The organism is Actinosynnema sp. NPDC049800, from assembly GCF_040656635.1.
In the GTDB taxonomy this organism is placed as follows: Bacteria; Actinomycetota; Actinomycetes; order Mycobacteriales; family Pseudonocardiaceae; genus Actinosynnema.
Genome location: NZ_JBFAMT010000018.1, coordinates 83,297 through 96,347, shown reverse-complemented (window position 1 = coordinate 96,347; position 13,051 = coordinate 83,297). Strand labels below are relative to the sequence as shown.

The window sequence follows — 13,051 nt, the reverse complement described above, 5'->3', positions numbered from 1 at the left end:
AGCAGGAAACCGTCAGGTTCGCGCACCGGCGGTGCGCCGCGCGGACCCGGCAGGATGGTGTGATGGAGGACGTGGATCGCATCCTGGTGGTGGACGACGACCCGGGCCTGCGGGAGCTGTTGCTGTCGGCGCTGCGGTTCTCGGGGTTCGAGGTCGAGGCGGTCGGCGACGTGCCCGCCGCGCTGGCCGCGATCGGGGCGCGCACGCCCGACGCGATCGTGCTGGACGTGATGCTGCCCGGCACGAACGGCTTCGACCTGCTGCACCTGCTGCGCTCGCGGGAGGTCCACGTGCCGGTGATGTTCCTGACCGCGCGCGACGAGGTGGACGACCGGGTGCGCGGGCTGCGCCTCGGCGGCGACGACTACCTCACCAAGCCGTTCCACGTGGTGGAGGTCGCCGCACGGCTGGAGGCGCTGCTGCGGCGTGCCCGCCGCGTGCCGCCGGTGGTGCCGGAGGGCGTGTGGCGCTGCGACGACCTGGAGCTGGACGAGGTGCGGCACGTGGTGACCAGGGGCGGGCAGCCGGTCGAGCTCTCCCCCACCGAGTTCCGGCTGCTGCGCTACCTGTTGATCAACTCCGGGCGGGTGGTCTCCAAGGCGGACATCCTGGACCACGTCTGGCAGTACGACTTCGGCGGCAACGCGAGCGTGGTCGAGCGGTTCATCTCCAACCTGCGCCGCAAGATCGACTTCGGCGGGCCGTCGCTGATCCGCAGCGTGCGGGGGTTCGGGTACAGCCTGCGGCCGGTGCGGCCGTGAAGCGGCCGTCCCGGTGGCGGCGCGCCCTCGTCCTGCTGCTCGCCGGTCCGGAAGCCGCGGTCGCCGTGGCGGTCAAGCAGGCGTTCGACGCCCAGCGGCGCGCCCAGGACCGGCTGCGCAGCTTCGTCGACGACGCGGGCCACGAGCTGCGCACGCCGCTGGCGACCGTGCAGGGCTGGATCGACCTGTACGTCCAGGGCGCGCTGACCGACCCCGACCAGCTCGACCACGCCATGGCGCGGATGCAGGCGGAGGTGGGCCGGATGCGGCTGCTGGTCGACGAACTGGCGCTGCTGGCCCACCTCGACGCGGCCCTTCCGCTCGACCGCGAGCCGGTGGACGTGGTGGCCCTGGCGGGCGAGGTGGTGGGTGACGCGCGGGTCGTCTGCCCCGACCGGGTCATCACCCTGCGCGGGGCGGCGGAGGCGGTCGTGCGCGGGGACGGCGCGCGCATCCAGCAGGTGCTGCACAACCTCGTCGGCAACGCGGTGCAGCACACCCCGCCCGGCACACCGGTCACGGTCACCGTCAGCTCGCACGACGCGGACGTCGTGATCGCGGTACATGACGAGGGCGACGGGATCGGGCCGGAGCACCTGGCGCACGTCTTCGAGCGCTTCTACCGCGCCGACCCCGGCCGCAGCCGGGCCGGCGGCGCCTCGTCGGGCCTGGGCCTGGCCATCGTCGAGGCGATCGTGACCGCGCACGGCGGCACGGTCGGCGTCACCTCGGCGCCCGGGCAGGGCACCACCGTCCGGGTCACGTTCCCCCTCGACCGTGCTACGTGACCGGACGCCGCCTCGTCAGGAGCTCTGCTCGTCCGAAGAGGACGACATGTCCTCCAGGTTCCCCAGTGCGGCGGCGGAGAGCTGGTTCTGCCCGGCCAACGCCGTGTTGTAGACCTGCGCCCCGTGCTCCTGGGCCAGCGGGAACAACTCCCTGAACCGCTGCCACCCGCCACCGGTCGCCCCCACCTCGTCCAGGGCGCTGCACGCGGCCTTGACAGCACCCGGCGTCCTGGCGTTCTCGGATTCGCGGATGAGCCCGTAGAGCACGGCGGCGGCGCGCTTCTCCGTCGCGGTCATCGCGGCGAGGACGGCCTGGTCCAGCGCCCGGCCGCGCAGGGCTTCCGCGACGAGCGGCAGGTGCTGCTGCTGGAGCTGGGCGAACACCTCGACGTAGAACGTCCCGACGGACGAGGACCGCGGGTGCTGCCGGTTGTTGGACGTGATGTACCCCTGGTGCCCGTACCCCGATTGCACCGTGTAGTTCCCGAACGGGCTGGTCCCCTGGCCGGGCTCGACGCGCGACGCCTGCCCGCGCTCCACCTCCCGCTGGTTCGCCCTCCGCAACCGGCTCAACCCGTCCATCGGCTTGTCCTCCAGCGGGCCCTGCCCCGTGCCGCCCTCGGACGTGCGCTGGACGGCCACCGGCTCGAGCGCCGCCGCGACCGCCGCGTTCCCGACGGTGCGCTGCAGGGCGAGCACCGCGTTCGGCGTCATCGGCCGCCCCCAGGCAGGCGGGGCGTCGGCAGTGCTCGGCGGGTGCACGTGCCCGGCGTGCGCGTCCTCCCGTTCCGGAGGCCGAACGTGCTTGCGCATCCACATCACCTCGTTTCGTCAGGGCCGGCAGCGGCGCACCGACAGCGGGTCAGCCGTTGTCCCACGCTCCGGGAGCACGGGGGTCCTCGGCAACGGTCGCAAGGGCAAGCCACGGGCAGACCCGCTGCCCGTGCCGCCAGACGGCCGGGAGCAGTGGCCCGGTCGGCGAGGACCTGGGACGATCGAGGCATGCGACCCGCCACCACCTCCGGAGCCGTCACCGCGAGCCGTCGCCGAGGCGTGCAACTGGTCACCGGCACCGCCGTCGTGGGCGGCTTGTGGTCCGCGGCCGCCCCGTGGTGGGCGTGGGCCGTCCTGCTGTCGTGTCTGCTGCTGCTGGCCACCGGCTTGCGCCGGATGAGCCCGACGGAGCTCCTGACCAAGTGCAGCGGCTAACGGCCGGCTGCACGTGATCGATCGCCGGCCGCCGGACCCCCCCGCTCGGGAGGTCGCTGACCGGACCGGTCGACGGCGTCCTCAGACCGGCGGGAACTCTATTCGATCTCGATCAAGTCGATGCCGTACCCACGCCGCACGCTCTCCACAAAACGCCTCGATCCACCGTTCACCATGCCCCGAGCCCACCAGAATTCCTTCGGAATCCCAGGGAAAACGTCCGCCGTCAGAAGTGCGCGAAATCGTGAATCGATCCTCTCCACACGCGCGCGCAGACGGGACATTTCAGGGTGGATCTGCAACTCGACAGAAGCAAGGGCCCGCTCCAAGGCATCCCTCGAGGTGAGATCGTTGAAGTAATCTTCAGCGTCGTGCGGGTAACCCCGCACGCACTCGTCGACGAACCTCGACCACCGCCCCAGGAGCGCGTCCGGAGCAGTGTCCCGCCACCGTCCCGACGCCTTGACGAAGCTGGAGAATTCCTCGTCGAATGCGGCAACACCCGAGTTCATCGGGCCGTCTCCCTCGAGATCGACAGCCGGGTCACGACCAGCACGTGCCCGCCGGCACCACGGCCACCACGACCGAGTTCGACCCCTTCCGCACCCGGAAGACCAACGGCAGGGATCACGGAAGACAAGCGAGTCGCGCTTGGCCTGGAAACAGCTTCGCCAGGACCCCCGTCATCACGATCGGCGGAGGGGTCCTCGTCACAGAGGATCGAACACCCGTGTTCCACGGGAGCGACGAAGCGACGCAACAGTTCACCCACGGTCAGTCCGGGCAGCTCTCGAGCGCCGCGACGAATTCGTCGAACGACGCGGCGACGCGGCGAGGCACCCGGTCCTCGTCGATGTAGGCCACGGACGGCTCGCCGGTCGGGCCGCACTCCGAGTAGTCGAGCATCACGGTGTCGTGGCCCGCCGACGGGGTGTCGCAGATGACCACCCCGATGTCCGGGTAGCCCCACTCCCCCACCAGGTACCGGCTGCCCAACTCCGCCGAATCCACACCCCAGGCGCCGCCGAGGCCCCGCAGACCGCGGATCTCGAAGTGGTCCGGGGCCCACGACGTCGGGAACGGGGTGGGCAGGCAACGGCGGCGTGGGGTGCCGCCGTTGCGCCGCGCCAGCAACGCGAGATAGGCCCGCGGGAGCCGGACGCCCAGGTGGGCCTCCGCCGCGCGGACCATCCCGTCGGTCAGAGGAGGACCCGTGTAGTACGGGTCCTCCTCGAAGAACGGCTCACTCATGCAGCTTGACCGCGTGCCCTCCCGTGTGGCCCGTGGCGGCGTGGACGTCACGGCGGATCAACTGCATCAGACCACTGTCCTGGTGGTGGTGCCAGGTGTAGTCGGACGGCGTGTTCTTCAGCCCGGCCGCCTCGTTGGCCAGCCGCTCGTCCACCTTCCGGTTGCCGGTCAGCTTGATCCGCACGTCCGGGACCTTCGGGTGGCGCCACTTCGAGAAGTCCGGGAAGCCGTTCTTGTCGAACGGGACCCCGGTCTTCGGGTGCTTGCCGCCGGCCAGGTGCTTGTTGCGGATGACGGGACCACCGCAGTTGTGCACCAGGACGTCGACCGCACCCGCCGCCACGTGGTAGGTGTGCAGTCCGCCGACGGTCAGGTTGTGCACCCGCTGCTGCTGCGTCCACGCCCTGACCGCGACCACCTGGACGTAGGTGCCGCTGCCGGTCCGCAGCAGCGTCCCGACCCGGAGGTCCTTCGCGTCGACCCACGACCCGAGGTCGGCCGCCCAGAACGGGTGGCCGTCGGTGGCGATGACGGCGCCCTTGCCGGCACCGGTGTCGACGGTGATCTCGACCAGGTCCTTCGAGCCGTCGCCGACGATGAGGTCGGTCACCGGTCGGACCTCGGTCACGCCCGTCTCCGGGTCGGTGGCCACGACCAGGTCGCCGACCTCCACCTCGCCGATCGGCTTGCGCGTGCCGTCGGCCATCAGCACCGGCGTCTCCGGGGTGAAGCTGTTGGGCACCGCGCAGGGCACCGACGTGGTGCGCGCCGCCTTGGCCGCGTCACCGCCCTTGTCCGCGGCACGGGCCGTGGCCTGGACGCCTTCGACGACCCGCTCCGCGTCCCGTGCCCGGTCGGCGGCCCGGACCACCTCCACGCCCTTCTCCGCCGCGCGACCGGCCTTGATCAAGGCGCCCGCACCGCCCGGCACGACGGGCAGCACCAGCGCCGCGCCGTCCGCGACGATGCCGACCGCGTCCAGCGCCGCGCCCCACCCGTTGCCCTCGCGGACGTTCTGCACGAAGCTCGCCACGCCGATCCCCAGGCTGATGGCGTCCCACGCGCTCTCCACGTACCGACCGTCGGGGTCGGTGAACTTCACCGGGTTGTTGTGGGCGTAGGTGTAGGCCGCGAGGTTGGCCGGCCGGTGCACGCCGCCCGCGGGCCCGCCGTCGAGGTAGGACTCGATGATCGGGTCCGGGCTCTGCCAGACCTGCGTGCGCGGGTTGTAGTAGCGGGCCCCGTAGTAGTAGAAGCCGGTCTCCTCGTCCAGCTCCTTCGACCCGTACAGGTACGGGACCGGTGTCGGCTGCGCCGGGTGCTCCTGCACCCACGGCTCGCCGAACGCGAAGTACTCGGTGTGCTCGGTCAGGTTGCCGTGCTCGTCGGTGACGTACCCCGACGAGCCGAGGTGGTCGGCGTGGAAGTAGAAGTGGTGGTTCTCGTAGGTGGAGTCGGTCTTGACGGTCTTCGTCGCGATCCGGGTGTCACCGACGAACACGTGCTTGAACGACGTGCCGTTGCGCTCGCTGAACGCCCGGTTGGGGTAGATGTGCTGCGGTCCGGCGTTCTTGACGACCCGGTTGCCCTCGTCGTCGTAGACGTACCTGACGGTCGCCGGCTGCTGCGGGCTGGTGCACGCGTCCGGGTGCTGGGCGACGGTCTTGTTGCGGCTGTGGTCCTGGTTGCAGGCGAGCCGGTTCTCCTCGTCCCACACGAGCTGCCGCCGCTTGCCCGGCGCGGGCGGCAGGGTGTTGACGGAGTCGACCAGGTTGCCGTTGGCGTCGTAGGACTCGTTGACGGGACCGACCGCGCTGGGCGCGTGCGGCTTCCCGCTGTGGTAGGCGTAGGCGTAGTCGTAGGTGGTCTTCTTCTGCTCCTGCGCCGTCGTCGCGGCCTGCACCGAGTAGGCGACCGGCTCGTACGCGGGTTGCGTGGTCGGCGCGGGCTCGGTCTGCGAGACCTGCTCGTCCTCGGGCTCGATCGGCCCCAGCGGCGGCAGGGCCTCGCCGGTCGCCGGGTCGGTGACCGGCTCGTCCGCCAACGTCGTCGTGTCCTGCGACAGGGCGGACGTGGAGCCGGACTGCACCAGGATCTCGTGCCGCTGGCTCTTGGCCGTCAGGTTGTGGATGGAGTCGTAGCCCAGGGCCATGGAGTACCGGTCGAGCTTGTTGTCCTTGTTCCGGTACTCGCCGGTGGCCGAGGTGAGCCGGTACAGGTCGTCGTAGCCGTAGGTCTGCCTGCTCGGACCGCCGATCGGCTTGCCGTGCGGCAGCGGCACGGTGTTGGTCAGCGACAGGACGTTGCCCACGTTGTCGTACTCGTAGCTGATGTCCTGGAACTGGTGACCGTCGGCCAGCCGCGACTTCAGGTTGCTCAGCTGCCGGTCGGCCGGGTCGTAGGCGAACGTGGTGCGCACACCCGTCCCGGTCTCCTGGAGCAGGCGCTGGCCGAACTTGTCGTAGTCGAGCCGCGTCAGGTACGGGTAGTCGAACCCGGCCTTGTGCCCGGTGGCGCGGGTGACCTGGCCTCCGGAGTCGTACTCGTAGGTGAGCACCTCGCCGTCGGGGTAGGTCAGGTCCAGCACCCGGTTGAACGAGTCGTACCGGTACCCGGTGGTGTAGCTCCGCGCGGGGGTGGTGAGCGCGGTGACCTCGCGGGTCTCGCTCGTCTTCTCGCCCAGCGCGCCGTACTTGCGGGTCACGGTGCCCGCCGCGTCGCGGACGGCCACCACGCGGTCCGCACCGTTGTCCGGCGCGCCCGGCCCGCCGTAGGTGTAGGTGACGTCGTTGCCGGAGAACACCGGGTACCGGATGCCGGCGAGCCGGTTGTACTCGTAGTCGTACTCGACGGCCTTGCCGGCCGCCCGCAGCTTCGCCGTGACCTTCGCCGTCTTGTTGCCCGCCAGGTCGTACCGGGTCTCGGTGCGGCCGGAATCGGGGCTGTCGACGACGGTGCGGCGGCCGAAGTTGTCGTACTCGGCCCTGGTCGTGTTGCCCTTGTCGTCCACGACGGTGGTGAGCTGACCCATCGGGTCGTAGCCGTAGCTGGTCCAGATCGCCGTGCCGGCGTTGAACTCCTGCACGGCGGTGGTCAGCACCCGCACGTCGGTGTAGGTGCTGCGCTGCTTGCCGTTGGCGTCGGTGGCGACCGTCCGGAACCGGGTCTCGCCGGAGCGGTCGGCGCCGAAGCCGTAGGCCAGCTCGTTGGACGTGCCGTCCGGCAGCACGGACTTCACGCTGCGGTCCACCACGTCGTAGCTCAGCCTGGTCGGTGCGACCGCGTCGTAGGCCGCGTTGAACGCCGTGTTGCCCGCGCCCTTCGGCTCGGTCACCGGGTAGTACTGCTCGACGACGCGGCCCAGCGGGTCGAACGTGACCCGACCGGACACCACCATCACGTCGGCCGGCGCGCTGCCCGCGGTCTCGGCCACGGAGCCGTCCTGCTTGCTCTGCACCGGTCGGGCCAGGCCGTCGGCGAACTGGACGGTGTCGATCGTGTCGTCGCGGACGCCGGTGGCGGTGCGGTCGAGGTGCCGGGTGACGGCGTACGGGACGGCCGCCTCCGGGTGGTACTCGAAGTCGATCGTGGCCCGGCCGGAGCCGATCTCGTACGGCCCGACCACCTCGTCCACCCGGCCGACGCTGTCGTAGGACATGCGCAGCGACTGGCGGTTCTCGTCGACGGTGAGGTCCGGCAGGCCGAACCGCAGGTCGTGCGTCGCCGAGGACTCGTAGCCGAAGCTGTCCTTGATGGACTCGACGTGCACGCCGACGACGCCGTCGTAGCCGTACTCCTGCCGGTAGCGCTGCCCGTTCTTGTTGGCGGGCCCCGTGATGGCGAGCAGGTTGCCGTTGTCGTGGTAGGTCAGGTCGCTGACCGCGGCCGACCCGTCGGGCAGGATCTCACGCACCGCCAGCACGTCACCGGTCGCGCAGTCCAGTGTGGACTCCCGGTGGCGCATCAGGGTGCGCGGGGTGGCGCCGTGCTCGCGGACGAGGTTCGCGACGCCGATGATGTTGCGGTCGCGGCACGCCGGGATCGAGGACGTGTAGCCGAACTCGGCCTCCACGTCGTCACCCGGGCCGGTGTCGGCGGCGTCGAACGACCGCACGAGGTTGCCGTGCTCGTCGTAGGCCATCTCGGTGTAGGTGGACTTGCCGGGGTTCGCCTGGCCCTCGTGGTAGTGCTTGTCCACGCGGGCCAGCAGCGGGAAGACCCGCGCCGTCGTCGCCTTCGGGTTCGCGTCCGCGCCGGTGGCGACGTCGCGCAGCCGGTAGGTGTTGACCGTCTCCTGGAACAGCCCGCCCGACGCGTCCGCGGTCGCCGACCGGGTCACCAGGCCGCGCAGGTAGTAGCTGTCGGTGCGGTACTCGCTGGTCAGCGCCCGCAGGAGGGCGTCGCCCGAGCCCGCGTCGCGCTGCTCGGAGACCACCTTGCCGTAGCCGAGGAACTCGCGCTCCAGCCGGTCGTACCGGCCCGCCTCGTAGCGGAACGTGGACAGCTGCACGTCCTGGCCGTCACCGGGGTGCCCGTCGTGCACGGCGGAGCGGGAGAGCACCCACTTCGAGTCGGGCTGGTCCTGCGTGTTGCCGGACCGGGTGTAGTCCAGGTCGATCCGGGCGCCCAGCGGCCGGGACACGGTGCGCAGCAGGTTCGTGCGCCCGGTCTTGTTGGCCGCCACCACGAGCTCGTCGTCGCGGGTGGAGCGGACGTGGTCGGCGTAGCCGTCGCCGTTGACGTCGCGCAGCGCCACCTCGGCGCGGCCGATGCCGGTGGAGACGTCGGCGCCGGGGTTGAAGACCAGGCAGCCGAAGAAGAAGCAGAACCCGAACGTGAAGTACACGCCGCCGCCGAGGGTGGCGTTCTCGTCCTTGCCGACGTCGCCCGCGCTGCCGCGGAACGGGGTCGGCGCGCCGAAGCCGTTGCCGGTGTTGACGGCGACGCCGACGGGGTTGTCGCCGTTGGCGAACACGCGGTCGGCCAGGCCGTCGCCGTTGACGTCCAGCAGCGTGGCGCTGGTGACCGACGAGCCGAGCGCCGCCGACACACCGCCCGCGAAGCCGTAGTAGTTGGTGTTGAAGCCCAGGTTCACCCCGGCGCTGGTGGTCTTGCCGTCGTTGACCGGGCCGCCCGGCCACGGCTCGCGGGCGGCGAACGAGTAGCCGAGGTTCAGCGCGGCGTCGCCGTTGTCGAACACCTTGTCCGGCAGGCCGTCGCCGTTGATGTCGATCAGGTCGTGCCCGGTGTCGGACTCGCCGCCGCCGACGTTGCCGCCCACGCCGAGCGCGGGCATCTCCGGGCCGGACTTGGCGCTGTTGGCGTTGCGGCTGCCCGAGGGCGCCGCCTCGCCGCGACCGTTGCCGCTGGTGCGGGCCGGGCTGCCCGCGTTGGCGTTCACGCCGTAGGCCAGCGAGTCGGACTCGCGCACCGCGCCGCCGACGCTGCCCCTGGTGTCGCCCAGACCGCCGGTCATGTCGGAGTACTGCACGCCCGCCGACCCGACGACGTCCGGGAACCGGTCGCCGTTGAGGTCGAGGAAGTCGAGCTGCCCGGTGGAGCGGCCCTTCGCGACGCTCGCGCCACCGCCGATCGGGACGCCGGGGATGCTCGCGCCGAACGTGGTCGAGATCTGCTGCGTGCGCCCGCGCCGGGACACGGCCGCCGCACCCGCGACGTCGCCGTCGGTGAGGACGTCGATGGTGTCCAGACCGAGGCGCGAACTGGCCGAGGCGTCCCGCGAGACCCACGTGTTGTCGTCCGCGCCGGCCCAGCGGTCCTGCGCGGGAAGCGGTGCGAACACCACCACCCTGGGCTGCTTGACCCGCGGGTTCTCCGTGAAGCCCGGCACGTCGTCCTCGGTCGGCCCGTCGGGCAGCTCGTCGCGGTAGCTCTCGTCCAGGACGAGGTCGCCGCGGCTGATCGGCTTGGTCGCCCGGTCGCGGTTGCCCTGGTAGCCCACGGCGCCCCAGCCCCGGTACGGCTGCGCGAACGCGCCCTGCTCGGCGGAGGCGTGCAGGGCGCTGGGCACGGCGGTGAAGTTCGTGCCGTCGTGGGAGAGCGACGCCGACTGGCCCGTCAACCGCGAGGGCAGGGCGGTGTCGAGGGTGGCGAAGTCGAAGAACAGCTCGTCGCCCTGGGCGACCTCGGCGGTGACGCGCAGCGAGGCCGGGTCGGGCACCTGGCCGTCCACGACGTCGATCACCCGCTTGGCGAGCAGCCCGCCGCGCTTCTTGACCGTGAAGACGACCCGGGTGTCCGGGGTCTGGCCCGCGAAGTCGAACGTCAGCGCGGGCTCCACGGTGACGGTGCCGCCGTGCGTCGCCGTGTACGACGCCTGCGGCGCGGTCAGCGTGGAGACCGGGTACATGTCCAGGTCGTACGGCGGGTGGATGACCAGCGTCGGGTTGCCGTTGTCGTCCACCACCGAGTCGACGCCCTGCGCCGCCGTGTAGTGGGCGCGCGGCACCCAGCGCAGCGTCCCGGCGTCGACCGGCGAGTCGACCTTCAGCCGCCACGACAGCGTGTCGTCGGCGGTGACCGGGACGTCCAGGTCGATCGACGCGGTGCCGGCAGCGCCGCGGGCCAGCGTGTGGCTGTAGACGTCGGAGCCGTTGCGGGTCACCACGACCGTCACGTCGTCGGTCGTGGGACCGGACTTGGCGACGTCACCGGACAGGTGCAGCGTGCCGGTCAGCGGCGCGACGACGACCGAGGGCCGGCCGCCGAGGGTGAAGTCGCGGGAGGCGAGGTAGGTGTCGTTGGCCAGGCCGTTGACGTCGGTGCTCGCGGGGACGCCGGTGTAGGTGACCCGCGGGTCCCACGCGACCGCGTCGAAGCGGCCGTCGAGCACGGACTGGACGCGGAAGAACAGCGCTTCGCCCTTGCGCACGGCGATGTCGTCGGTGCCCGTCGGCGCGAACTCGATGTGGTCGTCCGGGCCGATGCGCTGCGACCACAGCTCGGTGTCCTGGTGCTGGACGGCGACCCGGACGCCGTCGGCCGAGCGGTACGCCTGCCGTTCGGGGCTCGTGTCCTGCACCAGCTTCACGCGGCCGTCCACGCGGACCGTGCCGTCGAACGGCGCCACCCAGCGGCGGACGCCGTCCAGCAGCGGGAACGCGTCGACCTGGCGCTCGAACTCGGCGGTCTGGTCGCCGACGATCGTGCCGGACGCGGTGCCGTCGCCGACGGGGACGCCGGTGTCGCCGCTGTCGGCGCTGTAGGCGGGCCGGCCGTCGGCGTCCAGGTGGCCGAACAGGACGCCGCCGTTGTTCACCAGGTCGGTGATGCCGTCGCCGTTGACGTCGGTGAAGTAGCGGTCGGAGGTCGTGGTGGTGGAGACGTGGTCCAGCTGTGCCGCCACGCCGAAGTAGGACTCGATGCCGACCGTGCCGGACCGCGTCTTCTCCGACGAGATGCCCGGCAGGTTCGTCAGGCGGATCGGGGTGTCGCCGAACCTGGCCTGGCCGTCCGGTCCCGACTCGTTGGGGCGGTAGAACACGCCGCCGTCGGAGCGGAACACCTTGTCCGGCAGGTTGTCGCCGTTGACGTCGGCGAGCGCGAGCAGGCCGTCGGAGGAGCCGGAGTTGTAGCCGACCTTGAGCCCCGCGGAGTTCGACTTGCTCACCGAGGTCGGGTTGTAGCCGACGTACAGGTGCCCGCCGGCGCTGGTCGACGTGGTCGCCGAGAGGGCGCTGGCCTCGCCGTCGCGGATGTTCACGCCCAGGTCGTCGTCGGCGACGGCCCAGTTGCCCGCCGCGTCGAACGCGTCGTACCCGCCGGAGGCGTCGCGGATGTCGTCGAAGTAGTCGAACGTGTGGGTGTTGAAGCGGGTGTTGCCCGCGTCGAACTGGCTGACCGAGCCGAGCAGCGTCTTGGCGAACGCGCCCTGGCGGTAGTCCAGCTCGTAGGCGCGGATCAGGGTGTCGTCCACCTTCACCTCGACCCGCCGCAGCAGGTCCGCGGTGACCCGCTTGAACCCGGAGCGCGCCTCGATCTGGACGTCGCCGCGGCGCGGCTCGCCCCGGTCGCGGTCGCGGGTGAAGGTGACCGAGTAGCGGCCCTCGGTGTCGCCGTGGCCGGTGTAGGTGATCTTCGCGGGGTACAGGTTGGCGCCCGGCACCGATCCGCCCGCGACACCGGCGTCCTCGACGCGGACGTTGTGGTAGCGCACGAAGTTGTCGTTGGTGTCACGGGTTTCGCGCAGCGCCCAGGTGGCGATGTTGCCGGACGCGTCGGCCAGCGTGGCGGTCTCCTCGCCGCCGAAGACCGACCGCGTGCCTTCCCGGTCCACGACCTCCCACCAGTAGTTGGTGGGGTGGTCGCCGTGCCGGACGATCTTGTCGAACCGCCCCTCGACGCGGGTGTGGAACACCTTCTCGGCGGTGCGCGCCTGGAGCTCGCCGCGGTGCGCGACGGGGGTGAGCTGCTCGCCGTTGAGCAGGTAGGTCTCGGTTTCCAGGCCGGCGTGGTAGCGGGGCACGCCCCAGCGGGTGTCCAGGGTGATCGCGGCCTGGGCGAGGTCCCAGCCGACGCCGGTCCAGCCGTTGCCGCCGGCGGAGTTGTACTGGACGACGAGCTGCGGCTGCATGCCCGCCCGGCCCGGCGGCACCTCCAGCGGGTACGACAGCCGGGCGTCGCCCAGGTTGTTCGCACTGGGCGCGGAGACGAGGTTGACCCCGCTGCTCGGGTCCGCGGCCTTGATGCCCTTGAGCTGGTTGGGGTTGAACGCGGCGCCCTCGGGGTGGTCCGGCGCGGTCACCGAGCCGCTGCCCGCCGAGGTCGGGCTGACCCGGTCGTACAGCTCGGGCGGCGTCAACCCGATGCCGACCAGCGCCAGGAGCGCGAGGAGGGCGGTCGCGGCACGTCCCCTGGACCTCGGTCTGCGGCGTAATCCGGCGCGAGCGAACATGCGGCGTCCCCCTCATCAGGCGGCGGTCTTCCCTAGCCTGTTCGGGGAGCGGCGTCCCGGTCGTTACGCGAGCGCCCGTCCGTCACTCGTCCGGCCTAGCAACACGACGGCGGTGGTGGTGTCAGTGG

The 13,051-nt window shown here is 71.5% G+C and carries 7 protein-coding genes; 3 read left to right on the top strand and 4 right to left on the bottom strand.

The window, feature by feature from the left end; all coding sequences use genetic code 11:
- Positions 1–62 precede the first annotated feature (62 nt).
- Both AB0I91_RS22085 and AB0I91_RS22080 read left to right on the top strand, forming a co-directional pair.
- A complete protein-coding gene (locus tag AB0I91_RS22085) occupies positions 63–761 on the top strand; it encodes a response regulator transcription factor (RefSeq protein WP_498782625.1) in 699 nt (232 codons plus the stop codon).
- Positions 758–1,549 (top strand): sensor histidine kinase, encoded by a 792-nt coding sequence (locus AB0I91_RS22080; RefSeq protein WP_499638491.1) that lies wholly within the window; start codon positions 758–760, stop codon positions 1,547–1,549. The genes AB0I91_RS22085 and AB0I91_RS22080 overlap by 4 nt, the downstream gene beginning before the upstream one ends.
- Positions 1,550–1,564: 15 nt before the next feature.
- On the opposite strand, the gene AB0I91_RS22075 is transcribed toward AB0I91_RS22080, so the two are convergent.
- A complete protein-coding gene (locus AB0I91_RS22075) occupies positions 1,565–2,362 on the bottom strand; it encodes a hypothetical protein (RefSeq protein WP_499609540.1) in 798 nt (265 codons plus the stop codon).
- A 189-nt stretch (positions 2,363–2,551) separates the two neighbouring features.
- On the opposite strand from AB0I91_RS22075, the gene AB0I91_RS22070 reads away from it, so the two are divergent.
- Positions 2,552–2,758, top strand: coding sequence for a hypothetical protein (locus AB0I91_RS22070; protein ID WP_498782631.1), 207 nt, complete (start codon positions 2,552–2,554; stop codon positions 2,756–2,758).
- Positions 2,759–2,856: 98 nt separating this feature from the next.
- On the opposite strand, the gene AB0I91_RS22065 is transcribed toward AB0I91_RS22070, so the two are convergent.
- The 3 genes from AB0I91_RS22065 to AB0I91_RS22055 form a co-directional block, all read right to left on the bottom strand.
- Entirely contained in the window at positions 2,857–3,270 is a 414-nt protein-coding gene (locus tag AB0I91_RS22065; RefSeq protein WP_498782633.1) for a hypothetical protein, read from the bottom strand.
- Positions 3,271–3,532: 262 nt separating this feature from the next.
- Complete coding sequence (locus tag AB0I91_RS22060; RefSeq protein ID WP_498782635.1) at positions 3,533–4,009, bottom strand: SMI1/KNR4 family protein; 477 nt, start codon at positions 4,007–4,009, stop codon at positions 3,533–3,535.
- Entirely contained in the window at positions 4,002–12,923 is an 8,922-nt protein-coding gene (locus AB0I91_RS22055; RefSeq protein WP_499638488.1) for a SpvB/TcaC N-terminal domain-containing protein, read from the bottom strand. Before AB0I91_RS22055 ends, AB0I91_RS22060 begins: the two co-directional genes overlap by 8 nt.
- Between the last annotated feature and the right edge of the window lie 128 nt (positions 12,924–13,051).

Excerpts from the sequence above, each read along its gene's own strand:
- AB0I91_RS22070 (WP_498782631.1), top strand. The coding sequence starts at position 2,552 with ATGCGACCCGCCACCACCTCCGGAGCCGTCACCGCGAGCCGTCGCCGA.
- AB0I91_RS22085 (WP_498782625.1), top strand. The coding sequence starts at position 63 with ATGGAGGACGTGGATCGCATCCTGGTGGTGGACGACGACCCGGGCCTG.
- AB0I91_RS22055 (WP_499638488.1), bottom strand. The coding sequence starts at position 12,923 with ATGTTCGCTCGCGCCGGATTACGCCGCAGACCGAGGTCCAGGGGACGT.
- AB0I91_RS22065 (WP_498782633.1), bottom strand. The coding sequence starts at position 3,270 with ATGAACTCGGGTGTTGCCGCATTCGACGAGGAATTCTCCAGCTTCGTC.
- AB0I91_RS22075 (WP_499609540.1), bottom strand. The coding sequence starts at position 2,362 with ATGCGCAAGCACGTTCGGCCTCCGGAACGGGAGGACGCGCACGCCGGG.
- AB0I91_RS22060 (WP_498782635.1), bottom strand. The coding sequence starts at position 4,009 with ATGAGTGAGCCGTTCTTCGAGGAGGACCCGTACTACACGGGTCCTCCT.